This window comes from Nocardia sp. NPDC055050, assembly GCF_053608345.1.
The window spans coordinates 1-23,684 of the sequence record NZ_JBSGVG010000063.1 but is presented as its reverse complement, the minus strand read 5'-3'; the positions used below and the strand labels follow the sequence as shown (position 1 = coordinate 23,684).

Genomic DNA, 23,684 nt, shown 5'->3' with positions numbered 1-23,684 from the left:
CGCCCGCTCCGTGATCACGGAGCGGGCGGACTCGTCTGTATCCGGCCGGAGGCGCCGACTCGTAGTCCCGACCGCGCGCTAGGCACCACCGAGCGACATGGACGTCACCGTGCGCGTCGAGCAACCGTCCGGCGCGGCCCGCCCTGCCAGACGCTCATCGATCCAGCGCAGGACCGGTTCGTGGGCGCAGCACGGGTCCGCACTACCGACCGCTACGGGAGTACCGGTCAAGCACAACGAGGCGCGTCACGTGCGTCGGGGAACGGATTCGGCCAACGCCGTGCGGGCATCGATCAGGTATTGAGCGAGGTCGCCGCCTTCATGAAGCCAGACTCGGTACGCGGAGAAGAAGCACGCCATCCCGATCTTCGCCCACAGGGCCGGTCGCACGTCGCTGTCGACAGCGACACCGAGTCGGCGGGCCAGGTGGTGTTCGATGAGCTTTTCCACGGCGGCCTGTTTGGCCAGGTCGCGGGCTTGTAGCGCCGGCGTGCTGGTGATCAGGGCGTCGCGAGTGCGCGCCTGTGCGAGTTGTTCGCCGCCGAATCTGCTGACCAGCGGGGTGATGACGACGGCGAGGGTGGTTTCGGGGTGTTCGCCCTCTGGGCGTTCGGCGAGGAGTCGGGCCAGGTCGGCACGCAGGTCATCGTCTTCGGGGAAGACGAGCTCTTCTTTGCTGGTGAAGTAGCGGTGCAGGGTGCGGGTGCCGACTTCCGCGGCCGCCGCGATCTCGGCGACAGTGACGCGGTCGAAGCCTCGTTCGGCGAACAGGCGGAACGCGGTGTCGACGATGGACTGCCTGGTCCGTTCCCGTTTGAGTTCCCGCAGCGACATCGAGACAGTGTCGCACGACTCCGCAATCTGGCAGACTATGCCATATGACATCAAGTGACAGAACTATCGTGATCACCGGCGGCACGAGCGGACTCGGCTACGAATGCGCCAGGAACCTCGCCCTCGACCCGCGCAACACGGTGGTGATCACCGGTCGCGACGCGACGCGAACTCGGGAACTGGCCGCGACGATCGGCGCGCACGGCATGGCACTCGACCTGTCCTCGCGCCCGTCGGTCGGTGGGTTCGTCGCCGAACTCGTCGCCGCGGACCTGCCACCGCTGTCCGGCCTGGTGTGCAACGCGGGCGTTCAATTCACCGGCCGGACCCTTACCTCCGACGGCATGGAGGCGACGTTCGCCACCAACCACCTCGGCCACCTCGGCCTCGTCATCGACCTGCTCGCCCACTTCACCGCACCCGCGCGAATCATCGTGGTGTCCTCGGGAACTCATGATCCCGACCAGTTCACCGGGATGCCGCACCCACTGCGCGCCACCGCCCGCGAACTCGCCTATCCGCCGCCATCGACCGAATCGGCACAGCGCGACGCTCGCCGCCGCTACACCACCTCGAAGTTGGCGAACCTCCAGACCGCCTATCACCTCGCTCGCGAGTTGGCCCCACGCGACATCACAGTGAACGCGTTCGACCCGGGCCTGATGCCTGGAACCGGATTGGCCAGGAACGCGAGTGCCGTCCAGCGGCTGGGCTGGAAGACGATCGCCCGCGCCCTTGTCGTACTCCCTGGAGTTCGCACGCCGCGCGGGTCCGGCGCGGATCTCGCATGGCTGGTCGCGGCACCTGACCGGGAGGGAATCACCGGTCAGTATCTGGTGCGCCGCACACCGGTCCGGTCCTCGGCGGCGTCCTATGACGAACGGGTGCAGCACGCTCTCTACGGCGACAGTCTGGAGTTGCTCGCCGAGCTGGATGCCCGGGCGGATCGCTGATCGGCGACACGCCCCGGATTATCGGGGCTGGACGGCGAGGCGGGGACCGGCAATAGTCCGGGGGTGCGATTGGGTGTTGTGGTGGCGCGGGCGGTGGCCGGTGTGGCGTTGGTGCTCGGGATGGTGGCGCCGGCGACGGCGGAACCGGTGAATGTGGCGTTCACGTGGACGCAGGAGTATTTGACCGCCCCGGACGGCACGCGGCTGCACGCCGATGTCCTTCGGCCGGCGGGTGTGGCCGCCGACGCGCGGACTCCGGTGCTGCTGACGGCCAGTCCGTACCGGGCGCATCTGGCATACCTGTCCCAGCCTCGCCCGGGTGGTGGGCCCTCGACCGACAACTTGCCGGTCGAGTGGGCGCTGCGGGCCGGGTACACGTATGTGATCGTCGATCTGCGCGGATTCGGTGGGTCCAACGGGTGCCCGGATTTCGGCGGCCCGGGGGAGCGGTCGGATGTGGCGGCGGCGGTGGAGTGGGCGGCGAGCAGGCCGTGGTCGACGGGGCGGGTCGGCGTGGTCGGCACGTCCTATGAGGGATGGACCGGGATGATGGCGCTGGCCGCGAAGCCGAAGGGGCTCGCGGCGGTGGCGGCGTTCGAACCGGTCGTCGATCCGTACTCCTACCTCTACATGCAGGGCACGGCGTGGAAGTTCGGCGGAAAACCGTTGACCGAGGACGGTATCCGCCCCGCCGACACCGCGGGCGCGGAACACCTGGCCATCGCCTCGACCCCCGCTCACCCCGACGACGGTGACGAGTACAAAGCCAATGCCGTCCAGATGACCCAGGACTGCGCCGCCCGCTACCTCGCCCTCACCACCGACCACAACGGCGCCAACCCGGACTGGCGCGAGCGCGACATGGTCGAGGCCGTCCGCGGCAACACCACCCCGATGTTCCTCGGCCAGAGCTTCCTCGACTCCAATACCCGCGCCGACCGCATCATCGATGCATGGGAAGCCAGAGGCCCCGGCGAACACCGCGCCTGGTTCGGCCAGTGGGGCCACTCGGACTGCCGCGAGAAGTGCGGCACACCCCACTTCGCCTCGGAGCTCTACGCATTCCTGGACAAACACGTGGCGGGCGCCGATGTCGAGGTACCCGGACCGCCGGTGACCGTCGGCCAGTTCGATGGTGGGTGGCGCGGTGAACCCGCCTGGCCGCCTGCTGACGCCCAGCGCACAGCCATCGCATTGCGCACCGGCAGCTACAGCGATCGTGGTCTGTTGCCCGGCGCGGACCGGGAGATCTGGTCGATCTCGGCCCCGGTCGCCGAGCCCGTGCACCTCGCAGGCCGCGCCACTGCCGCGCTGACCCTCAGCGGCCCGCCGGAAGCGACTGTCGCACTGGAGCTCTACGACATCGCCCCCGACGGACGCGCCACCGTCATCACCCGCGGTATCGCCCCGGTCCGATCGGAATCCGGGATCCGGCTGCTCTGGCAGGATGCCCGCCTGGCCACCGGCCACCGACTCGGCGTCCGGATCACCAACGCGGTCGACGACGTATGGTCGCACACGCCGACGAACGCCGCCGTTACCGTCACTTCGGCCCGCCTCGACCTACCCCTGCTCACCACCCCGCGGGAACTGAATCTCCCCGGCGGCGTTCCCATCTGGCACGCACGGTGGCGAACCGAGGAAACCATCGCACTCCAGCCGGAGATGGTGAACGACCCCGCACTCCGGATCGAACTCACGGCTCCGGCCGGGTGAGCGTCGCGGACCGATCTGGCTGTCGGCCCAACTAGCGGCTGCTGCTCGTCGGGGGTCTTACGGTGCGGCAGAGACCGATTCGCCCCGCAGGGCACGCGCGATGAGATCCGGATGGGTCAGTTGCGGATAGTGGCCGGTTCCGGCGATCGTGGTGACCGGCCGATCGGTCGGCTCGACCAGTGGGTCGTCCGAACCGACGATGATGTCGACCGGAACGGTGACCCGGGTCAGCTTCGCGGCGAGTTCGTCTCGGGAAGCACCGGCGGCGCGCAGGGCCGCCCACGTGCGCTGGGCAACGCCAGGTCGTCGCAGAGCCGCGAGAGCGGAGGCAATGGCAGGACCCTCCGGAATGCCCAGTCGCGCAGCCACTGTCGCGGCGGACATCCGCTTGACGACCTCGGCGGCGAGGGGCGAACCCGTCAGCCGGGAGGCGGGCTGCTGGAGGAAAGCGGGCGCGATCAGTACCAGCCGTGACACCCGATCGGGATGGCGCAGCGCGAATTCGATTGCGGCCCAAGAGCCCAACGAATGACCGACGATGATCGGCCGCGTCCGCACCGGCGCCATCAGATCCTCCATCCAGTCGCCGGTCGACTGCGCGGACACCGCCGAGCGCCCGAGCCCGGGAAGGTCGGCCGCCAGGGTAGGGGCATCCAACTCCCGCACCACGTCGGACCATGATTCGCTGTCGAGCGGAATCCCGTGCAACAGCACATATTCCGGGTCGGTTCGCTCGCCGACCAACCAGGTCCCGTCACGGAATCCGGATTTCGGTGTGGGTGCGACGGTGCCGTTGCGGCCGGCGACGATCCCGTCGGCGTAGGTGCGCAGCAGTTCGTCGACCGGCGGATGGCTGATGCCGAGACGCTGTGCGATGGCGTCGCTTCGGCTGGTGTCGTACCGATCGCTGCTGAGAAAGGACAGCGCTTCGGGATCGGCGTGGGTCACTGCCCTGGGCAATCGACGAACCAGCGCGGTCGGCAGCGTGAAGCGCGGCGCGCCGACGTGCAGATGGTCGGCGACGAGCCGAATCAGTTCGGGCAGTACGGGAGTCGCGGCATCCAGCAGTGGATAGGACTTGCCGACTGTATCGGCGTGCGTGGGCAGCCCCACGATTAACCGGGCCACGTAATCGAGATCGACCACCGGAACGAAGGTATCGGCCGAGCCCGGCAACGCGGGCAACCGGCCCTGCCAGAGATTGTCGATGATGTCGGAGAGCCCGAAGTACTGGCCGGGTCCGAGCACTCCGGCAGGATTCGCCATGGTCAGCGGGATATCGCGCTCGGCCGCGAGCCGCCGCAGCAGGGCATCGGCCTCGACCTTCGACGCCTCGTACGCGCCGTTGCCGTAGTCCTGCTCGCCCCCGTCGTCGGCCGCGCGATAGCCGGTGATGTGGACGACGCGCCGCAGATCCGGTTGCCGTGCGGCCCATTCCAGCACGTGCACCGCCCCGTCGAGGTTGACCCGCCGCGCCACCTGCGCATCCAGCCCGAACTTCATCAACGCGGCCGCGTTGTACACATCACGCACCCCTTCGACGGTGTCGCCCAGCGCGAGATCCGGTTCGCCGATATCGGTGGTGGTGATGGTCAAACCGGCGGTGTCGACACGCTGCCCGTGGAGCCAGGTCCGCAGCCGATCCTGACTGCCCGCACGCAGTGCGGCGGTGACGGTGTTCCCGTTTCGCAGCAATTCGGCGACCAGGGAGCGGCCGATGAACCCGGCGGCGCCGAAAACGACGGAGTCGGTGTGTGCCATGGTGTCCTACTTTCAGTAGACCGATTTACATATTTTCAGGATATGACGTGAGCTGCGGGTCGGGAACGGCTCAGATCAGCATGTCGATGGTGTCGGCGAGGTGCTGAAGTGGCTGGCGGGAGCGGTGGGTGCGGGCCAGCACCAGCCCGCCTTCGATCAGTGCGAGCGCGACCGTGGTGATCCGTTCGGGTTCGGGGTGGCCGAATCCGATCAATCGTTCCCGGATCGCCTCCTCCCAGAGTCGATAGGTCGCCGAACAAGCCTGCTGCACAGCATCGTTGGTCGACGCGGTGTCCAACGCGACGGCCGCCACCGGGCACCCGACGGTCCAGTCCGACGCTTCCAGCTGATCGCCCAGCAGGTTCACCATCTTCCGCGCGAAATCTCGCGCGTCCGTCGCCTCGACCGTGCGGATGATCGTCGCGATGTCGGTGCCGCTCTCGGCGAGCGCCGCCGCCACCAATTCGTCCTTACCGCCCGGGAAATGGAAGTACAGCGACCCGCGTGGCGCACCGCTCTCCTGCACGATCTGGTTGAGCCCGGCGCCGAAGTATCCGTGCGACTCGATCAGCGACCGCGTCGCCCTGATCAACTTGCACCGCGTTTCGGCTCCCTTTTTGCCCACTCGCTAAAACTAGACTGGTCTACATATTTTTGCAATGGCCGACCGCTCGCCCGGTCGCAACCAGCCTTACCCGTGGCGTGACGCCAGCAGTTCGGCGGCGTCCCCGCAGAGTCGGTCGAGGATGGCCGCCGCAGGCTCGATATGGGTCACCAATCCCACACCCTGACCCGCATCCACCGGTGCGAGCCGAGGATCGTCGTCCGCGATCGCCGCGCGAAGGCGGTCGGAATCGGGCACGTCGTCGCCCTCGAGCCGCGACCACGGATCCGTGAACTCGTTGCGCAGGACGCGCGCCGGATAGATCGGTGGCCAGGGCAGATCGAGTGCCTCGTCGAACGCGGTGGTGACGGTGGTGCTGCTGGAATCGGCGGCGAGCATCGCGAGGCGGGCGGATTCTGGCAGCAGAGATTCTTCCGCGGCGGCCAGGCAGGTCCCGAGCCAAGCACCCGCCGCTCCTGCCGCGAGCACGGCCGCGAGCGTGCGCCCGGAGCCGATGCCACCGGCGGCCAGGACCGGGACGGTCGCGATGTCGAGGACGGCGTCGAGCAGGGGCAGCAAGGCCAATCGGTCGGCGCCGTGGCCGCCACCTTCGCTGCCGCGCGCCACCAGAATGTCGATCCCCGCGTCCTGTGCGCGGTGGGCGCCCGGTGCGTCGTACACCTGGGTGACGGCGAGGATGCCCGCCGCCCGCACCAGGGGCACCCAGGAGAAATCAGCGCCGAAACTGACCGAGATAATCCGTGGACCCGCGGCGATCGCAGCCTCGAGCAGCCCGGTTTCGCGGGCGCGGACCCAGTCGACCAGCCCGATCCCGTCCGGTGCTCCGGCGACATCCAGTTCGCGGCGCAACGCCGCCACCGATCCCGCACTGCCCATGCCGATCATCCCGAGCCCGCCCGCCGCGCTCACCGCCGCCGCGAGCCGTCCGCCTGCCGCGCCGCCCATCGGCGCGTTCACCAGCGGCACCCGCAGCCCCAGCGATCGTGACCACTGTGTCGACAGCGTCTGCTCTGACATCGGTGCACCTTTCGCCACGGCTATGACCCATCCATCATGGCAGCTGATCGGCGGAGCATTCCCGAAGCGATGCGTGCCGGGAGGCCTGGGCGGACAGCCGATTCGGAAAGGCATGGGTGACAACGTTATTCGTCATGCGACCTGCTCCGGCGATCGGCGGCGCGCCGCGGGGAACGAACCTCGGCGCCGGATACGCGGTGCGCGTATGTTCGACGGCAATGCCAGACGAGGAGACAGGATGGCGATGACGATCAGAGATCGCGTCGAACAGCTGGTGACCGAGCCGCCGATCGTGTTCGGCGAGCCGATCGACACTTCCGGCGGCGCTACGGTCATCACCGTCTCGCGCGGTGGTGGTCCGCTGCGGCACCCTCGTCCGGTCGGTGTGTTCGTCGTCCACGAAGGGCGCGCGCACTGGACGCCCGCGATGGACGCCAATCGCATCGCTCAGCTCGGCGAATGGATCGGCCTGCTCACCGGGGTCATCGCGGCGCTGGCGATTCTGCGCCGCCCGCCGTGGCCGGACCTGCGCCGCCGGAGCCAGTGAGCCCGTACAGCGCGAGCGTTTCGAACCGCTGCCACGCCTGGACCGGTGGTGTCGGTGCGGTCGGCTCGATCACCGGACCCAGCACGCCGAGCAATGCCCACGACAGGAACTCGATCGTGCCCGCCGGCTGCTCACCGAGGAGCTCACCGACCAGGTCGGCGACACACTGCCGATAGGCGCGCACGACGGTGGCGGTGGCCTTCGGCCCGATCAGCGGGCGATACACCTCGGGGTACTGCGCGGCGAGATGGAACATCACGCGCAGCGGCGCGAGCGGAGAACCCGGTGTCGTCGTGCGGATGATCTCGCGGCGCAGGAACTCGGTGCAGCTCACCAGCAGCAGGTCGTCCTTGTCGCGGTAGTGCGCGTAGAAGGTGGATCGCCCCACGTCGGCGCGGCCGATGATGTCGCTCACGGTCACCTTGTCGTAGCCGCGCTCGATCATCAGCTCGATCAGCGCTTTGTGCAGCGTGTCCCTGGTGCGTCGAACCCGGCGATCAGGGTGCTCGGCCATCGCTTCCTCCTGCACGGTTTCCCCGGATCTGTTCGATAACGGACACCTCCGGCGATTCTGCTCCTGGTGACGTGCGCGGCAGCGCCCGAGGATGAACTCATGTCCCGAAATCAGCTTCTCACCCCCATGTTCGTCGACGACGCAGGCACCGGCCTGGTCATCGCGGGCCTGCGCCGCTACAACCTCTTCACCACGGTGTTCTTCCTGGGCAGGCACCGTCGTCTGCTCGCCGAATTCGTCACGCTCTCCGGTGCGCGTCGGGGTTCGCGTGCCCTCGATATCGGTTGCGGGCCTGGCAAACTCGTGCGCTGGCTCGGCAGAGCGGTCGGTCCGAACGGTGCCGCCGTCGGTGTCGATCCCTCCGCCACGGCGGTCGCCGACAACCGCGACCGGGATCGAGCCACTCATCATCGCTACGTGGTCGGACCGGCGCAGTCGCTGCCCCTGCCCGATGCCGAATTCGACGTGGTCACGTGTACTTTCGTCATGCACCACATCCCCGAGTCGCAGCGCGACGCCGCGATCGCCGAAATGTGGCGGGTGTTGCGGCCGGGCGGACGGCTTCTGCTCGCCGACGCGTCCCCCTCCCCTCGGATGCGGACAGTCCTCGTACCGTTCTTCGGTCGCGGTGGCGATCCGTTCGCCGATGCCGATATCCGCCACTACACCGTTCGGGTCGAGGCCGTCGGCTTCACCGATCTCAGCTATACCCAGAGCCGCGACCAGACGGGCATCCTCACCGCGCTGAAACCGGTCGCCCCCCACTGATCCGGGAAACCTGTCGGTGCCCTCGGCTAGGGTCGATCTCGACACGATCACCAATCGAGCACGGGGGTGCGGCATGGAGTTCGATCAGCGCGAAATCGAGGCACGAGAGTTCGCCCTCGCGGCGCATGGCGATCAGCGCTACGGCGACCATCCCTACGTCACCCATCTCGCGGCCGTGCGGGGTGTCCTCGACGATTTCGGCTACGGCGGTGAACTCGCCCTCGCCGCCTGGCTCCATGATGTCGTCGAAGACACCCCCGTCACCGCCGAGGACGTCGAATCGCGTTTCGGCCGTGACGTTCTCGACCTGGTGTGGGCGGTCACCGGAATCGGCCCCGACCGCAAGGCCCGAAACCAGAACGCCTACAACAAGATCGCCGCGCATCCGAGGGCCGTCATCCTCAAACTCGCCGACCGCACCGCCAATGCCGAAGCCAGCCCGCCCGCCAGCAGCTGGATGGGCATGTACCGCACCGAACACCCCACCTTCAAGGCCCACCTCGGCGAACTCCTGGCCGACGACCCCACCGTGGCCCGCATGTGGGAACGCCTCGACCGCCGCCTCGACCCGTCGATAGCCCCGCCCACCGATCAGTGGGCCGATATCGACGCGTTGGTAGCCGCGGGCGAACACGAAAAAGCCGTTGCGGCAGTACAAGCGGCCTTCGACTGCGGTCCTGGCGAGGCAGAATTGATTCTGGCCGAGCGCTCCTGACACGAGTAGTTGACGGCTGGGCGAATCCGAACCCGTACTAGCCCCATCGCGGCCGGGCCCGTCGCATGCCGAGTAGGCGAGCAGCCCGCATCAGGCCGAGGGGTGTCCGGAGGCGTTCGGCCGGTCTACCGCGAGGAGTTGACGGGCAGCGGCGACCGCGAGTTCCTCGTCCAGTTGCTCGTGGCCGGAGGTGCCGCCGCCACCTGGTCCACCGTCATCACCGATGACGCGTCGGGCCGACAGGTGGATGGCGTCGACGCCCGCCCGGTGCAATGCCGGAATGTCACCGACGGCGATCCCGCCACCCGCCATGATCTGGATGCGCCCTGCCGCGTGATCGACCATCGTGGCGAGTTCATCGAGTCCCTCGGCGCAGGTGGGTGCCCCACCGGAGGTGAGCACCCGGGTCATGCCACCGGCGATCAATGTGTTGAGCGCGGCCGCACGGTCGCGGATCTGATCTATCCCACGATGAAAGGTCAGCTCTATGCCATCGACAGCGACACCATCGAGAACACGACTCAGCCCTTCGCCATCGACCCGGTGGTCCGGGGTGAGCGCACCGATCACCAGACCGGCCGCACCAGCCGAAACTGCCGCGCGCGCATCAGCATTCATCACCGCGAGCTCGGCTGCATCGGCGTACACGAAACCTCCGGCCCGGCACCGGATCAGCACATGGACAGGAATGCCGGTGCCCACCACAGCCTCGATCGTCCCGATACTCGGCGTGAGCCCACCCGTGCTGCCCAGCGCCGCACACAATTCCACCCGATCCGCCCCGGCGCGACGAGCGCCGAGCGCGCCTGCCGCGTCCTGCACCGCGAACTCGAGGGCGGTCACGTCAGAATGCCTGCCAGGCGGGCTTGTTCGCCAGCGCGTTCTTGTAGTAGTCCGCCAGCTTCAACTTGCTCGCCGCGGCCTCGTCGATCACCACCGTGACGTGGGGATGCCACTGCATGACCGAGGCCGGGCAGAACGCCGACAACGGCCCCTCGGCGGCGGCGGCGATCGCATCGGCCTTCCCCGCGCCGAGCGCGATCATCACCAGGTGCCCGGCCTCGTTGATGGTGCCGAGGCCCTGGGTGAGCACGTGATGCGGCACATCCTCCGGCCCGTCGAAAAAGCGCGCGTTGTCCTTACGCGTCTGTTCGGTCAGCGTCTTCACCCGCGTGCGCGAGGTGAGCGCCGACCCGGGCTCGTTGAACCCGATGTGCCCATCGGTGCCGATCCCCAGCAACTGCACGTCGACCCCACCCGCGGCGGCGATGGCCGCGTCGTACCGGCGGCCCTCGCCCGCCACGTCACCTGCCTCCCCGTTCGGGCTCAGCACCCGTGCGGGATCCAGGTTCACATGGTCGACGAACTCCGACCGGATGACCGAGAAATACGACTGCGGATGATCTTTCGGCAAACCGACGTACTCGTCGAGCAGGAAAGCGCTGGCGGTGGTGAAGTCCAGCTCGCCCTCCCGGTACCGGCGCGCCAGCTCCTGATAGCTCCCCAGCGGCGACGACCCGGTCGCCAAGCCGAGGATCGCGTTGCCGACTTGCACATAGCCGCCGACGATATCGGCGACCGTACTCGCCACTTCGTTTTCGTCAGCCCGGATCACGATCTCCATCAGATTCCTTCCGTTCCGGCGACGAGCACCCGCCGCGGCCGCAATGACTGGTCGGTGACAAGAATGTCGGCACGCGCGCCGACGGTGAGACTGCCGCGTTCGCCCTCGAGACCGAGAACACGAGCAGGGGTTCGAGTCGCGGAGACGACCGCATCGGACAGCGGTATGCCCGCGACGTCGACGGTCCAGCGCAGCGCGTCGACGAGCCGTGCCGTGCCCCCCGCGATCGCCCCGGGTGAACCGTCATCGGTGGCCAGCCGGGCAACGCCGTCGTGGACCTGAACATCGAGGGCGCCCAGCCGATAGTCGCCGTCGCTCATGCCCGCCGCCGCCATCGCATCGGACACCAGCGCGATCTGATCCGGGCCGACGGTATCGAACACCATCGTCACCGTCTCCGGCGCCAAATGCACACCGTCAGCGATCAATTCGACCACCATCTGGCCTCGCCCGGCCGCGGCCAGACAGGCGGCGACCGGCCCGGGGGAGCGGTGATGCAGTGCGGGCATCCCGTTGAACAGGTGCGTGGCGGTAACAGGGCCAATACTAGCCTCGGCGATGCGCGCCGCGGTGGTCGCGGCATCGGCATCGGTGTGCCCGAGGCTGGGCAGCACATCGTGTCGGCGCATCGCGGCCAGCAGTTCATCGAAGTGCGCGGTCTCGGGCGCCAGCGTCATCGACCGCACCGTCCCGCGGGCGGCCGCGTAGAGTCGCTCGAACAACGCGGGATCGCCGGGAACGATCGCCGCGGGATCCTGTGCCCCGCAGCGGATCGCATTGATGAACGGGCCCTCGAGATGCACCCCGAGCAATACCCCGTCCTCGACGAGATCGGCCAACATCGCCGCCTGTGCGACCAGCACCTCCGGCCGATCCGACACCAAGCTCCCCATCAACCCGGTGGTGCCGTGCGCCCGATGATGCGCCGCCGCGACCCGAGCGCCGTCCGCATCAGCATTGGGAAACCCGAACCCTGCCCCACCATGACAGTGCAGATCGATCAACCCCGGAAGCACCAGATCATCACTGGATGCTGGAAGTCGATCGGGTGCAGGATGATTCGCCGCATCGCCGACCCAGGTGATCAGCCCGTCCTGGAATTCGACGACGCCGTCGGCGATGTCACCCTCGACCGTCCCGACGAGACGACCCCGCACGATTCCCGTCACCACGAACCTTCCCCATCACCGGAGCCCTGCCCGGCCCCCACACCTGAACGACCCGATACGCCATCCACCACAGCGATCGCGGACCGCCACCGGACACCGCATCGCGATCCGACCGACGGCCGGACCGCGTGCACAACAACCTTTTTCACGCCCGCCCGATGATCGCCGCGACCGCCGCCCGCCCCACCTGCGGATTCCGTGCCGCACACGCCGCGTCGGCCGCGTCCTGGCACTGCTGCACATCCACCGCGGCCAACGCCGCCCGTACCCCGGGCAACGCGGGCACCGACATCGACAAACTCGTCACGCCCAGCCCCACCAGCACCGGCGCCAACGTCGGATCCGACGCCGCCTCACCGCACACCCCGACCGACTTACCCGCCGCCGCGCCGGCCGCACCGACCATCGCGATCAGATCGAGCACCGCGGGCTGCCACGGATCGAGCAGCTGTGCGAGCCCGCCCGCCATTCGATCCACCGCGCACGTGTACTGGCTCAGATCGTTGGTTCCGATGCTCACGAAGTCGAGATGCGCGAGCAGATCGGCGGCGCGCAACGCTGCCGCCGGGATCTCGATCATCGCCCCGACTTTGGTCAGCCCGGATTCCCTTGCCAGCGCGGCGAATCCGGCAGCCTCGTCCGCGGTGGCGACCATGGGCGCCATCACCCACAGGTCGGCTCCCGTGGCCTCGCCCGCACGGGCGAGAGCCGTGAGCTGCGTGGCCAGAGTTTCCGGGAACACCGTGCCGATCCGCAGCCCGCGCACACCGAGCGCCGGATTCTCCTCGGTGCCGAGATCGAGAAACGGCAGCGGTTTGTCCGACCCGGCATCGAGTGTCCGCACGACGACTCGTCGACCGGCGAACTGGTCGAGAACCGCTGTGTACGAGGCGGTCTGCTCCTCCAGCGACGGCGCGGACGTCTTCCCGAGATACATGAACTCGGTGCGGAACAGGCCAACCCCCTCACTGTCGATGGGCCCGGCCTTCGCCGCGTCGTCGACGGTGCCGATGTTCACCAGCAGCTGCACCGGCGTTCCATCTGCGGTGTGTCCCGGCCCGCTGGCCGCCGCGATCCGCGCCTTGTCCGCCGCTGCCTGTTCCAGTGCTGCCTGCTGATGCTCGGGACTCGGGTCGATCACGACCTCACCGGTGGTGCCGTCGAGCAGCACCGGCACACCGTCGACGAGCCGATCGGTATCCGGACAGTTCACCACCGACGGCAACGCGAGGGACTTCGCGAGAATCGCGGTGTGGCTGGTCGGCCCACCCTCGGTGGTGAGCAACCCGACCACATCACTGTCACCCAGCATCGCCGTATCGGCAGGTGCGAGATCGCGTGCGACCAGCACGAACGGATATCCCGGCTCCGGAATCCCCGGCATCGGCAGCCCGAGCAGTACCGCCACGGTCCGCCCGCCGATATCGCGCAGATCGGTCGCCCGCTCGGCCATGTACCCGCCGAGCGCTTCCAGCTTCGCGCAGAATCCCTCGAACGCCAGGTGCACCGCGTGCGCCGTCGGCATCCCGGCGGCGAGCTCCTTCTCCGTGGCGGCGACGATGCCAGGATCACGGGCCATCGTCGCCGACATCGAAAGAATCTCCGCCGCAATACCACTCACCCGTGCGGCCCTGGCGGTCATCTCGTCGGACACGCCACCGAGCGCGTCCTTGACCCGGGCGAGCTCGTCGGCGACCGAGCCGCCGATGGGATCGTGCGCCGATGTCTCGAGCTGCGATCCGAACCGCAACCACGGCGCGCACACCACGCCCGGGCTCACTCCGAGTCCACCGATCACCTGTTCCGGCATCAGGCGGCGTCCAGATCCGAGGCGATGAGTTCGGCCAGCTGGTCCAGAACCTCGTCGGCCTCCTCGGCGTGCAGGGTCACCGCGGCCCCGTGTCCCGCGCCCAGCGTCATCACCGCGAGCACGCTGGCCGCGTCGACCGGTTCGCCACCTCCCAACGAGATCCGCACCGGCACCCCCGCGGCCTGCACGGCCTGCGTGAGTTTCGCGGCGGGCCGCGCGTGCAGCCCCACCTCGGATCCGACGATGACGGTGCGGGTGCTCATTGCCTCACTCACCTTCCAGTTTCTTGTCCAGCTTCGTTTCGACTTCGGCGACCGAGGGTGCGTCGGTTCGAGTATCGCCCGTGGCCGTCAGAGCAGTCTCCGCTTCGACCAGGGCCGCGTCGGGCACACCGGCTTCGACATCGGTTTCCGCCTCGCGACCCGGCGTGCGCAGGTTCCACTTCTTGATCACGAAGCTGAAGAGCACGTAGTAGATCACCGCGTAACCCAGCCCGATCGGGATCAGCATCCAGGCATTGGTGGCCTTGCCGAAGTTCAGCAGGTAGTCGATCGCACCCGCGGAGAACGTGAATCCGTCGTGGATACCGAGCGCGTTCACCAGCGCCATCGATGTGCCCGTCAAGATCGCGTGCACCACATACAGCGGCCACGCCACGAACATGAAGGAGAACTCCAGCGGCTCGGTGATGCCGGTGACGAACGCGGTCAGGCCGGTGGAGAGCATGATGCCGCCGACCAGCTTCTTCTGCGACGGACGCGCGTTGCGCCAAATGGCCAGCGCGGCAGCGGGAAGCGCGAACATCATGATCGGGAAGAAGCCCGTCATGAATGTACCCGCGGTCGGATCACCGGCGAAGAAGCGGTTGAGGTCACCGCGCACGAGCTGGCCGGAGGCGTCGGTGTAGTCGCCGACGAGGAACCAGACCGTGGAGTTCAGGATGTGGTGCAGACCGGTCGGGATGAGCAGGCGGTTGGCCGCGCCGTAGATGCCGCCACCGACGACCGAGTTGTCCGCGACGGTCTCGCCCACCCAGGTGAGCGCGGAGTTGAAGGCCGGGTACAGGAACGCCATGCCGACGCCGACGACGAGGCCGGTGAACGCGGTCAGGATCGGCACCAGCCGCCTGCCGTTGAAGAAGCCGAGGAAGTCGGGCAGCTTCGTGCGATAGAACCGCTGCCACAGTATCGCCGACAGCAGACCCATCACGATGCCGGCGAGAACGCCGTAGTTGATCAGCGCCTGCGCGCCCTTCGGGTCGGTTTTCCCTTCCAGCACGATCGGTGACATCGCTTCGAACACGCCGTTGATCACCATGTAGCCGACCACCGCCGCCAGCGCTGTCGACCCGTCGGCCTTCTTCGCCCAGCCGATCGCGATACCGACGGCGAAGATGAGCGGCAGCCAGGTGAACACGGCCTGTCCGGCTGCCGAGATGACCGAGGCGGTGCTCTCCAGCGCGGAGAAGCGGCCGAGGAGGTCGTCCTGGCCGATGCGCAGCAGGATGCCCGCCGCGGGGAGCACCGCGATCGGCAGCATGAGGCTGCGACCGAGGCGCTGCAATCCCGCGAACACCTTCGATTCTTGTTGGGGTGTGTCGGTAACGGCAGTCATGTCGACCTTCTTCGTGCCGGCTTCGCGGCGGTCTCGGCGAGGGAGGACCGGCTTGCCCGCCGATCCGGGTTAACTGTTGTGAACCGGTGTACCTGACGGGTACTGTCCGGTCATAACCAGTTGCCAGTTTGACCAGGTGGAGGTCGGATGTCAACCGCTGAATATGATGTGGCGCACATTCGAGACTCCCATACTGGTACTGGCAACCACCGCCGAAAGGGAGAACAGATGTCCAAAGCGGAAGCGATCGTCCAGGGCTTGGGCGGCGCGGACAATATCGTCGAGATCGAGGCCTGTATCACCCGGTTGCGCACCGAGGTGAAGGACGGGAGCAAGGTCGACGAAGTCGCTCTCAAGGCCGCGGGCGCCCACGGTGTCCTCAAGTCGGGCACGGTCGTGCAGGTCGTCGTCGGCCCCGAAGCCGACACCCTGGCCGACGACATCGAGGACATTCTGTGAGCATCCCGGTCATCGCGCCGCTGCCCGGCAAGGTGGTGGCCCTGTCCGAGGTCCCCGATCAGGTCTTCGCCGAGCAGATCGTCGGTTCCGGCGTCGCGCTCGACCCAGACCGCACCCGCGGCACCCTGACGGTGACGGCCCCCATCGCAGGCAAGATCCTCAAACTCCACCCCCATGCCTTCGTCATCTTCGGCCACGGCGTCGGCGTCCTGGTCCACCTGGGCATCGACACCGTGAAACTCAAAGGCGAAGGCTTCGAACTGCTCGCCACCGAAGGCGACACCGTAGAAGCCGGCGCCCCCATCGTCACCTTCGACCCGACGAAAACCGCCGCCACCGGCTACTCGGTCATCTGTCCCGTCGTGGTCATGGACTCGGCGAAAGACTCCGTCTACACCGACACCGTCGGCACCACCGTCGAATCCGGCAGCCTCCTGTTCGATTCGCCATATCCACCCTGACCTGCTGCTGAACCTTTCGGCGAGCCGACCCGTAGTCCGTATCAGCGGGTCGGCGTCGATTCGTATCGCGTCAACAGGAGGATGACCGATGACCGGAGCTGAGCAATCCAGTGAGCAGTTCGCCGAGCGGTTGTTCGGGGCCGCGCTCGGGACCATCGACATTCTGGCGGTGCATCTCGGGGATCGGCTCGGCTGGTATCGGGCGTTGGCCGAGGGTGGGCCCGCGGATGCGGGTGAATTGGTCGCGCGGGCGGGTGGAGATCGCCGGTATGCGCAGGAGTGGCTCGAGCAGCAGGCGGCGACCGGGATTCTGACGGTGGCCGCGGACGGGCGGTTCGCCCTGCCCGCCGGCGCTGCCGAGGTGCTCACCGACCCGAGCAGTCTCGACTACCTTGCGCCACTGGCTCGTATGCTGGCCGGTGCCGCCGCCCAGATGCCCGCGCTCGTGCGCGCGTACCGCGACGGCGGCGGCGTCGGTTGGTCCGAGTACGGCGCCGACATGCGCGAATCCCAGTCGGACATGAACCGCCCCTGGTTCGAGCACCGTCTCGCTGCGGGTCTGGCCGGGGTCGCTGATATCCACGCGCTGCTGTCGCGCCCCGATGCCAAGGCGGCCGATATCGGCTCAGGTGGCGGCTGGTCCGCGATCGCCCTTGCCCGCGCCTACCCGGAGCTGGCGGTCGACGGCTATGACATCGACCAGCCCTCGGTGCGAATGGCCACCGAAAACGCCACCGACCTCGGCGATCGCGTCCGCTTCCAGCATGCCGACGCCGCCACCGATCTCCCCGAATCCACCTACGACGCGCTGTTCGCGTTCGAGTGCCTGCACGATATGCCACACCCCGTCGAGGTACTGACCTCGATGCGCAAAGCCCTGCGTCCAGGTGGCGCGGTGATCATCATGGATGAGGCCGTCGCGGCGGAATTCACCGCACCGGCGAGCGATATCGACCGCTTGATGTACGGGTTCAGCCTGCTGGTCTGCCTGCCCGACGGCATGGCGCATCCCGACTCCGCGGGCACCGGCACCGTCATGCGCACGGCGAAACTGGGGGAGTACGCCGAGAAGGCAGGTTTCACCGCCGTGGAAGTCCTCCCGATCGAGGACTTCGGATTCTGGCGGTTCTACCGGCTTACGGTCTGATCGGCGAGCTGTTCGGTCTCGACCGTCCAGCGCCTGGCGAGATCGTCGAAATAGCGCTGGCTGCTCCACAATCGGTAGTTGCCGATCACGTAGACCCGCCGCCGAGCCCGCGACACTGCCGTATTGAGCACATTCGGATTCGTCGCCGCCCACCGTCGCGACCCACCTGCCGCGGGCGATGTCCCCAAGATCAGCACCACGACCTCGGCCGAATTGCCGTGCATCGCATGGACAGTGCCCACCTGCCGCTGCGCGAACTCCGCACCGAGCACCTCACGCGCGATCTCCTGCGCGCCATGGGCGACGTCGCGGAACGGGCTGACCACACGGATATCGGCCGCTGCCACCCCGTCCTCGGTCAACCGCGCGAGCAGCGCGGCGAGCGCTTCGCCTTCGCCGGGAATCCAATTACCTTCGGCCCGTGCGGATCTGACATCGATCCACCGATCGTGCCCGGGAAACTCCGGTCGATCCGGCGTGGCGAACACCAGCAGGTCATCGTCATAGGCAATGTGATGTGTGAGCTCGAAAATCGGCCGGTCACTACGCCGATGGACCCGCAGCGGCGAGCCGACCCACACCGGCGCGATCGAATCGGAGGGCATCAGCCAGGTCCCGTACCGCACCCCACGATCAGCAGCCTGGCGTGCCGACGCCTGATCCGGCATCCACTCCGCATCGAGCCCGTACTGCTGTACGAATGCTTCCTGCGCCGAAGTGGGCAGCACACCGACAGGTCCCAGCTGACGATGATCACCGACGATCACCGCCCGCCGAGCCCGCCACAACCCACCGGCCACCGACTGCGGCGCAGCCTGCCCGGCATCGTCGACGAACAACCATCCGAGGGCCTCGGACCCCAGCCCGGCGAACAACCGGGGCAGTGCGGTGAAGGTCGTGGTGATCATCGGCACCGCGAAGAACAGTGTCTGCCATGCCGCCGCAACGGTTTCCGGCTTCGGCTCCACCGCGAGCTCACCACGGATCAACGCGATGGCGACGATGAGATTGTCGCGAATCCGCGGGGCCGCGTTGAGCAGAAACGCACGATGCAACTTCAACGCCGACAGGAACAGCTCACGCCGCGCGCTCGCGTACTGCTCGTCCGCCCACGGATTGCACAGCTGGAACTGCTCGTCGTCACCCGCCACATCACCGAACGGGATGGTGCGCGACCAGTTCTCGCGCCCCCGCTCGATAACGTCGAGCGCCGCCGCCCGCCGCTCCGTCAACTCGACGTGTTCGCGAATCAGCGTGCGGCCGTGCTCGGCGGCCTGCGCCCACTGCTCCCGCGTGTACTCGACCTCGGTCTGGCGCCGCCGCATGTCCGCCTCGGCGATATGTCGTTCGCGCAGCAATTCGTTGCTGCGCGCGCTCCACCGCCGTCCCGCCCGGAATCCCGTCGAGAGCGATGCCACGAACCCCGGCTTCTGCCCGCCGTGCTCGCTGAGGAACTTGCCCGCCCGGTGGTGCGCGGCCTGCGCGGCCCGCAGATGCTCGGTGGCCAGCTGATGACGTTCGCGCCAGTGCGCGTGCGCGTCATCGGCGTTGGCGATCTCGGCCGCCGTCGACTGCAATCCCGCGTTCATGGTCGGCAGCTCGGCGACCGCGTCGGCGACGTTCTGGCGCGCCTGCGCGAGTCTGCGCACCTCGGCGCGGCGAGTGGTGAAATCCCGCACCGCGGTCGGCCAATCGGGAATCGAATCCGGGTCGGCCTCGGCCTGCTTGAGGATGTCGAGCATCCCGCCGTTCGGTGTCCCGGTCTTCCGTTCGGTGGCGAACCGATCCCCGAACCAGAACTGTTCGGCGAACGTTCGCCGCGTCCCGCCCAGTGCCGCGGCGACCAGTCCCCACGCCGGTGCGCCGCCGACGAGTTCGGCCAGGTCGGTGAAATGATTGAGCTCGCCATCGATCGCGTCGCGATGCTGGATCTCGGCGACCACATCGGCCGCGGTGGCATCGCTGCCGGTCGCCAGCACCACTTCGAACCCGGTCACACAGTTCGCCAATCGGTGCGCGCCCACCGTGTAGTTCTTCGCCACCTGCACCTGCTCGGTGATCCCGGCGAACACCGCCATCGGATCGTCGAACGCCGCCAGCTGCGCGGCCCGCTCGACCAGAATCCCGGCCAGCAGGTCTCGCAGCATCGTCGTCGTCCCGGTGCCCGGCGCACCGTGCACCGCGAAAATGCCCGCATCGTCGCGCAATTCGGACAGCGCACGATCGACCGCGAACTGCTGTCCGGAAACCAGCGGATCGCCCGGCCAGCGTCCGTCCGGAACGAGATGGGGGAGCAGGCCCTCGACGACCGCGTCCTGGCGTCGCCGGACATCGATCCGGTCATCGATCGGCAGCGACTCCGCCGCCGAGAGGTAGTCACGCAGCGCCGCACCGATGTCGCCGCGCTCCACCGCTTTCGCGAGCTCGGCGAGGTCCGTGCCGAGCCCGCTGTTCAGGCGATCCTCGGCAGCGTCACTGTCGGCGTCGCGCGCCGCGACCTGGATGCACGCCACCCGCACACCGCCGGCCCGCAATTCCGATCGAATGCCCAGCGCGGCACACAGTTCACCGGTGAAGATCTGCAGGTCGCGGCCGGTCAATCGGGGGGCATCGACGACGTCGTCGTCAGGCCGAACGGCGAACCGTTCGGCGAAGGCCAACGCCGACATCCCGGCGAGACCGGGCGAGATGACGCCATCCGCTCCCGCCGCGAGCACCGAAGCCGCTACCCCGCGGCCTGCCACGTCCAGCGCACGCCACCGCGGTGCCGGACCCATCTGTTCGGCATCGGGGTGAGTTTCTCGCGTCAGCGTGTCGAGCGCGGCGGTGAACGCCGCCGAGTCGTGGTCGAATCCGTCGGCCCAGCCGACGTCTCCGGGCCCTGGTGCGCGCAGCCGGTTCACGGCCCACGCCAGCCCCGACAACGTCGCCGAGCCTTCGACAACCACTCCGCCGTCGGTCAACGTCACCGCGAAAGCCGCTGTGGTCCCGGCCCGTCGGGCGTCGGCCTCCAGCTGGTCCTCGCCGAATGTCCGCACCAGAGCTTCCCGCGCGCGCCCCACTTCGAACAGTCCGCCATACACGACGAACTGCCACACTCGCCCGGTTTTCAACGCGGGCAGCGCGGCGAGGTTTTCCCATGGCGCGCGGTCATCGGGCGCGAGATCGACCACCAGTCCGCCGGTCTCGACGTCGGGAACAAGCTGCGGGCCGAACAACTCCACCGTTTGCCAGAAACGCACGAGCCGCGCGGCGTGCTCGGAACCGCCCACGATGCACCCCAATCCGGTCGGCGATCATTGCAGACAACCCCGATCACGGTACGCGATCCGGATCCCTCGAGCACGCCACCCCGGCGGTCGCGCCTGCCGTGGCGAGAACATCGGTGCTGGTCCTGCCGCCGCGCTGAGCACCTCGCCGCCCACAACCGCCCCGGAAAACCCTTTGACCCATCAACCTTGTGCCGCGCACGCTGAGACCATGGACGACTTGGCCCACGCCGCAGACCGATTCGTGCTCGGTGAGCTCCACGGTGCGGACCTGTCGATGGCCGCCGCCGAGGCACTCGCGCGTGGACTCGACAGTCCAGCATTGGTAGAGCTCGCCTGTCTGCCCCGGACGGGCTGCGGTGCCGCTCCCGAACTGTTCCGCACCGCGATGGCCGAGCTCGGGCTCGTGCACGACTGGAGGGCGCGAGAAGTCGAGGTCAGGGTCGGGCTGGCACGAGTTCACGCGACAGCCCTGCTCGCTGCTGATGCCGCGCCGGCCTTCCCCTATCTGGTCACAGCGCCTCCCGTGCCTCGGTCGGCACGGCCCGCGAGATTGCGGGAGTTCGTCGCTTCTCTGCGCTCCCGGCGCGCTATCAGCGCAGAAGCATCTCCGCCACGGCTTTCGGCGCTGCCAGCCATTCACGAACGTTGTTGCGTGCCTCGGTGACCTGCCTGCACTCGCAATAGGCCACCACCCCGTCGGCCTCGATACCCGCGGCCCGGCACAGCGCGACCGCGCGGGGGAGATGTTGGTACTGGCTCACGATGATCGCCCGGTCGATGCCGAACAGCGACTTCGCTCGCTCGCAGGTCTCCCGCGTGGAAAGGCCGGCACGATCGGATCGGACGATGGCCGGGTCGATGCCGTGGTCGAGGAGATAGCGCGTCATCGACGCGATCTCGTCGCCCGACGAGCCGCCGGCATCCCCGGACAACAGAATCGCCTCGGCCTTGCCCGCTTCGACCAACTCGATCGCCACATCGAGACGTCCCTGTAGATAGGCCATCGGAGTTCCATCCGTCCCGACCTTGGCACCCGGGACGATCACGACAGGTGCGCTGGGCGCGGCCGCGACATCACTTCTATGGCCGGACGACAAACTCCACATAGCGATGTTCGCCCCAGCTGTCACCAACGCGAGGCCACCCGCCACGACAAGTCCGGCTCTCGCCATGCGACGCAACCGCTGACGCTTCCCGCTATGTTCCTCCGCCATGCGCACTTTCATACATGAACACTGCGAAAATATCCCCTGACTAGGGGATTTGACATTGCAATTCGCGACACGTAACTTTATTCCAGTCAGAGCGACACGGACACCGACTCAGCCGCCCAGCGGCCGAGACACGAGGTAGTACGATGAGCGCCTGACTGACTGCGTGTTCAGAGGGACTCGGTACGGATTTGCTTCCGGCCGGTTGTCTGAGCTAAGTTTGAACCCTTGCCTCACCGAAACCCCTCCGAGAAGTTGTGGGTAGAAGTGTGTGCGTGTGTTCTTTGAGAACTCAATAGTGTGTCGATGAATGTCAGTGCCAATAATTATTATTGGTTCCAATCTTTCATGTACCCCCCGGTCGTGGGAGGTTGGACATTGAACAACAGCGAATCTTTTGCTGGTGTTCGCTTTGCTAGGTTTTCGGACTCTAGTTAGATAATTTTGATTCGCTCTCTTCGGAGGGTTGTTTCGAGAGTCTTCAACGGAGAGTTTGATTCTGGCTCAGGACGAACGCTAGCGGCGTGCTTAACACATGCAAGTCGAGCGGTAAGGCCCTTCGGGGTACACGAGCGGCGAACGGGTGAGTAACACGTGGGTGATCTGCCTTGCACTTCGGGATAAGCCTGGGAAACTGGGTCTAATACCGGATATGACCACTGAATGCATGTTCGGTGGTGGAAAGATTTATCGGTGCGAGATGGGCCCGCGGCCTATCAGCTTGTTGGTGAGGTAACGGCTCACCAAGGCGACGACGGGTAGCCGACCTGAGAGGGTGACCGGCCACACTGGGACTGAGACACGGCCCAGACTCCTACGGGAGGCAGCAGTGGGGAATATTGCACAATGGGCGAAAGCCTGATGCAGCGACGCCGCGTGCGGGATGACGGCCTTCGGGTTGTAAACCGCTTTTGACAGGGACGAAGCGCAAGTGACTGTACCTGTAGAATAAGGACCGGCCAACTACGTGCCAGCAGCCGCGGTAATACGTAGGGTCCGAGCGTTGTCCGGAATTACTGGGCGTAAAGAGCTTGTAGGCGGTTCGTCGCGTCGTTTGTGAAAACTTGGGGCTCAACCTTAAGCTTGCAGGCGATACGGGCGAACTAGAGTACTTCAGGGGAGACTGGAATTCCTGGTGTAGCGGTGAAATGCGCAGATATCAGGAGGAACACCGGTGGCGAAGGCGGGTCTCTGGGAAGTAACTGACGCTGAGAAGCGAAAGCATGGGTAGCAAACAGGATTAGATACCCTGGTAGTCCATGCCGTAAACGGTGGGTACTAGGTGTGGGGCTCCTTCCACGGACTCCGTGCCGTAGCTAACGCATTAAGTACCCCGCCTGGGGAGTACGGCCGCAAGGCTAAAACTCAAAGAAATTGACGGGGGCCCGCACAAGCGGCGGAGCATGTGGATTAATTCGATGCAACGCGAAGAACCTTACCTGGGTTTGACATACACCGGAAACCTGC

General features: G+C 67.2%; 21 protein-coding genes and 1 rRNA gene. 9 read left to right on the top strand and 13 right to left on the bottom strand.

Annotation, left to right across the window (positions count from 1 at the left end; genetic code table 11):
• Nucleotides 1-246: 246 nt before the first annotated feature.
• Complete coding sequence (locus ACWGCN_RS34190) at nt 247-834, bottom strand: TetR family transcriptional regulator (protein ID WP_452459856.1); 588 nt, start codon at nt 832-834, stop codon at nt 247-249.
• Between the two features lie 44 nt (nt 835-878).
• Here ACWGCN_RS34190 and ACWGCN_RS34185 point away from each other — a divergent pair, with 44 nt between their 5' ends.
• Both ACWGCN_RS34185 and ACWGCN_RS34180 read left to right on the top strand, forming a co-directional pair.
• A complete protein-coding gene (locus tag ACWGCN_RS34185; RefSeq protein ID WP_452459855.1) occupies nt 879-1,787 on the top strand; it encodes an SDR family NAD(P)-dependent oxidoreductase in 909 nt (302 codons plus the stop codon).
• A gap of 63 nt (nt 1,788-1,850) precedes the next feature.
• Nucleotides 1,851-3,503 (top strand): CocE/NonD family hydrolase, encoded by a 1,653-nt coding sequence (locus tag ACWGCN_RS34180; RefSeq protein WP_452459854.1) that lies wholly within the window; start codon nt 1,851-1,853, stop codon nt 3,501-3,503.
• A 57-nt stretch (nt 3,504-3,560) separates the two neighbouring features.
• Here the strand turns inward: ACWGCN_RS34180 and ACWGCN_RS34175 are convergent, their stop codons facing one another.
• From ACWGCN_RS34175 to ACWGCN_RS34165, 3 genes are all read right to left on the bottom strand, one after another.
• A complete protein-coding gene (locus tag ACWGCN_RS34175; RefSeq protein WP_452459853.1) occupies nt 3,561-5,264 on the bottom strand; it encodes an alpha/beta fold hydrolase in 1,704 nt (567 codons plus the stop codon).
• Between the two features lie 70 nt (nt 5,265-5,334).
• Complete coding sequence (locus ACWGCN_RS34170) at nt 5,335-5,889, bottom strand: TetR/AcrR family transcriptional regulator (protein ID WP_452454244.1); 555 nt, start codon at nt 5,887-5,889, stop codon at nt 5,335-5,337.
• A gap of 66 nt (nt 5,890-5,955) precedes the next feature.
• Entirely contained in the window at nt 5,956-6,906 is a 951-nt protein-coding gene (locus ACWGCN_RS34165; protein ID WP_452454246.1) for an NAD(P)H-dependent flavin oxidoreductase, read from the bottom strand.
• A gap of 244 nt (nt 6,907-7,150) precedes the next feature.
• On the opposite strand from ACWGCN_RS34165, the gene ACWGCN_RS34160 reads away from it, so the two are divergent.
• Nucleotides 7,151-7,453 (top strand): hypothetical protein, encoded by a 303-nt coding sequence (locus ACWGCN_RS34160; protein ID WP_378639225.1) that lies wholly within the window; start codon nt 7,151-7,153, stop codon nt 7,451-7,453.
• Here the strand turns inward: ACWGCN_RS34160 and ACWGCN_RS34155 are convergent.
• Nucleotides 7,389-7,967 carry a TetR/AcrR family transcriptional regulator gene (locus ACWGCN_RS34155; RefSeq protein WP_452459852.1) on the bottom strand — a complete coding sequence of 193 codons (579 nt, stop codon included), beginning with the start codon at nt 7,965-7,967 and terminating at the stop codon, nt 7,389-7,391. The two genes, ACWGCN_RS34160 and ACWGCN_RS34155, sit on opposite strands and share 65 nt — an antisense overlap.
• A gap of 99 nt (nt 7,968-8,066) precedes the next feature.
• Between ACWGCN_RS34155 and ACWGCN_RS34150 the strand changes: the two genes are divergently transcribed.
• Both ACWGCN_RS34150 and ACWGCN_RS34145 read left to right on the top strand, forming a co-directional pair.
• A complete protein-coding gene (locus tag ACWGCN_RS34150) occupies nt 8,067-8,735 on the top strand; it encodes a class I SAM-dependent methyltransferase (RefSeq protein ID WP_452459851.1) in 669 nt (222 codons plus the stop codon).
• Between the two features lie 73 nt (nt 8,736-8,808).
• A complete protein-coding gene (locus ACWGCN_RS34145) occupies nt 8,809-9,450 on the top strand; it encodes an HD domain-containing protein (protein ID WP_452459850.1) in 642 nt (213 codons plus the stop codon).
• A gap of 90 nt (nt 9,451-9,540) precedes the next feature.
• Here ACWGCN_RS34145 and ACWGCN_RS34140 read toward each other — a convergent pair whose 3' ends face one another.
• The 6 genes from ACWGCN_RS34140 to ACWGCN_RS34115 all read right to left on the bottom strand — a co-directional run bounded on the left by ACWGCN_RS34140 (nt 9,541) and on the right by ACWGCN_RS34115 (nt 15,667).
• Nucleotides 9,541-10,293 (bottom strand): copper homeostasis protein CutC, encoded by a 753-nt coding sequence (locus ACWGCN_RS34140; protein ID WP_452459849.1) that lies wholly within the window; start codon nt 10,291-10,293, stop codon nt 9,541-9,543.
• Nucleotide 10,294: 1 nt separating this feature from the next.
• Nucleotides 10,295-11,074 (bottom strand): glucosamine-6-phosphate deaminase, encoded by a 780-nt coding sequence (nagB, locus tag ACWGCN_RS34135; RefSeq protein ID WP_452459848.1) that lies wholly within the window; start codon nt 11,072-11,074, stop codon nt 10,295-10,297.
• Entirely contained in the window at nt 11,074-12,246 is a 1,173-nt protein-coding gene (locus ACWGCN_RS34130) for an N-acetylglucosamine-6-phosphate deacetylase (protein WP_452459847.1), read from the bottom strand. Before ACWGCN_RS34130 ends, nagB begins: the two co-directional genes overlap by 1 nt.
• A 142-nt stretch (nt 12,247-12,388) precedes the next feature.
• Nucleotides 12,389-14,053 carry a phosphoenolpyruvate--protein phosphotransferase gene (gene ptsP, locus ACWGCN_RS34125; RefSeq protein WP_452459846.1) on the bottom strand — a complete coding sequence of 555 codons (1,665 nt, stop codon included), beginning with the start codon at nt 14,051-14,053 and terminating at the stop codon, nt 12,389-12,391.
• Nucleotides 14,053-14,316 carry an HPr family phosphocarrier protein gene (locus tag ACWGCN_RS34120; RefSeq protein WP_452459845.1) on the bottom strand — a complete coding sequence of 88 codons (264 nt, stop codon included), beginning with the start codon at nt 14,314-14,316 and terminating at the stop codon, nt 14,053-14,055. Before ACWGCN_RS34120 ends, ptsP begins: the two co-directional genes overlap by 1 nt.
• 4 nt (nt 14,317-14,320) lie before the next feature.
• Nucleotides 14,321-15,667 carry a PTS transporter subunit EIIC gene (locus ACWGCN_RS34115; RefSeq protein ID WP_378996470.1) on the bottom strand — a complete coding sequence of 449 codons (1,347 nt, stop codon included), beginning with the start codon at nt 15,665-15,667 and terminating at the stop codon, nt 14,321-14,323.
• A 228-nt stretch (nt 15,668-15,895) separates the two neighbouring features.
• Between ACWGCN_RS34115 and ACWGCN_RS34110 the strand changes: the two genes are divergently transcribed.
• From ACWGCN_RS34110 to ACWGCN_RS34100, 3 genes are all read left to right on the top strand, one after another.
• Nucleotides 15,896-16,126, top strand: a complete 231-nt coding sequence (locus tag ACWGCN_RS34110; RefSeq protein ID WP_452459844.1) for a glucose PTS transporter subunit EIIB — start codon at nt 15,896-15,898, stop codon at nt 16,124-16,126.
• Nucleotides 16,123-16,587 carry a PTS sugar transporter subunit IIA gene (locus ACWGCN_RS34105; RefSeq protein WP_452459843.1) on the top strand — a complete coding sequence of 155 codons (465 nt, stop codon included), beginning with the start codon at nt 16,123-16,125 and terminating at the stop codon, nt 16,585-16,587. Before ACWGCN_RS34110 ends, ACWGCN_RS34105 begins: the two co-directional genes overlap by 4 nt.
• An 88-nt stretch (nt 16,588-16,675) precedes the next feature.
• Entirely contained in the window at nt 16,676-17,734 is a 1,059-nt protein-coding gene (locus ACWGCN_RS34100) for a class I SAM-dependent methyltransferase (RefSeq protein ID WP_452459842.1), read from the top strand.
• Here ACWGCN_RS34100 and ACWGCN_RS34095 read toward each other — a convergent pair.
• Nucleotides 17,716-21,006, bottom strand: coding sequence for a DEAD/DEAH box helicase (locus ACWGCN_RS34095; RefSeq protein ID WP_452459841.1), 3,291 nt, complete (start codon nt 21,004-21,006; stop codon nt 17,716-17,718). The genes ACWGCN_RS34100 and ACWGCN_RS34095 overlap by 19 nt on opposite strands.
• 590 nt (nt 21,007-21,596) lie before the next feature.
• Complete coding sequence (locus ACWGCN_RS34090) at nt 21,597-22,232, bottom strand: SanA/YdcF family protein (protein ID WP_378996461.1); 636 nt, start codon at nt 22,230-22,232, stop codon at nt 21,597-21,599.
• Nucleotides 22,233-22,698: 466 nt separating this feature from the next.
• Here ACWGCN_RS34090 and ACWGCN_RS34085 point away from each other — a divergent pair.
• A 16S ribosomal RNA gene (locus tag ACWGCN_RS34085) occupies nt 22,699-23,684 on the top strand; the annotation flags it as partial.

What these genes read in the sequence shown, in the direction of transcription:
- ACWGCN_RS34110 (WP_452459844.1), top strand. Translation starts at nt 15,896, where the DNA reads ATGTCCAAAGCGGAAGCGATCGTCCAGGGCTTGGGCGGCGCGGACAAT.
- ACWGCN_RS34190 (WP_452459856.1), bottom strand. Translation starts at nt 834, where the DNA reads ATGTCGCTGCGGGAACTCAAACGGGAACGGACCAGGCAGTCCATCGTC.
- ACWGCN_RS34115 (WP_378996470.1), bottom strand. Translation starts at nt 15,667, where the DNA reads ATGACTGCCGTTACCGACACACCCCAACAAGAATCGAAGGTGTTCGCG.
- ACWGCN_RS34175 (WP_452459853.1), bottom strand. Translation starts at nt 5,264, where the DNA reads ATGGCACACACCGACTCCGTCGTTTTCGGCGCCGCCGGGTTCATCGGC.
- ACWGCN_RS34100 (WP_452459842.1), top strand. Translation starts at nt 16,676, where the DNA reads ATGACCGGAGCTGAGCAATCCAGTGAGCAGTTCGCCGAGCGGTTGTTC.
- nagB (WP_452459848.1), bottom strand. Translation starts at nt 11,074, where the DNA reads ATGGAGATCGTGATCCGGGCTGACGAAAACGAAGTGGCGAGTACGGTC.
- ptsP (WP_452459846.1), bottom strand. Translation starts at nt 14,053, where the DNA reads ATGCCGGAACAGGTGATCGGTGGACTCGGAGTGAGCCCGGGCGTGGTG.
- ACWGCN_RS34160 (WP_378639225.1), top strand. Translation starts at nt 7,151, where the DNA reads ATGACGATCAGAGATCGCGTCGAACAGCTGGTGACCGAGCCGCCGATC.
- ACWGCN_RS34165 (WP_452454246.1), bottom strand. Translation starts at nt 6,906, where the DNA reads ATGTCAGAGCAGACGCTGTCGACACAGTGGTCACGATCGCTGGGGCTG.
- ACWGCN_RS34155 (WP_452459852.1), bottom strand. Translation starts at nt 7,967, where the DNA reads ATGGCCGAGCACCCTGATCGCCGGGTTCGACGCACCAGGGACACGCTG.
- ACWGCN_RS34090 (WP_378996461.1), bottom strand. Translation starts at nt 22,232, where the DNA reads ATGAAAGTGCGCATGGCGGAGGAACATAGCGGGAAGCGTCAGCGGTTG.
- ACWGCN_RS34145 (WP_452459850.1), top strand. Translation starts at nt 8,809, where the DNA reads ATGGAGTTCGATCAGCGCGAAATCGAGGCACGAGAGTTCGCCCTCGCG.
- ACWGCN_RS34120 (WP_452459845.1), bottom strand. Translation starts at nt 14,316, where the DNA reads ATGAGCACCCGCACCGTCATCGTCGGATCCGAGGTGGGGCTGCACGCG.
- ACWGCN_RS34185 (WP_452459855.1), top strand. Translation starts at nt 879, where the DNA reads ATGACATCAAGTGACAGAACTATCGTGATCACCGGCGGCACGAGCGGA.
- ACWGCN_RS34150 (WP_452459851.1), top strand. Translation starts at nt 8,067, where the DNA reads ATGTCCCGAAATCAGCTTCTCACCCCCATGTTCGTCGACGACGCAGGC.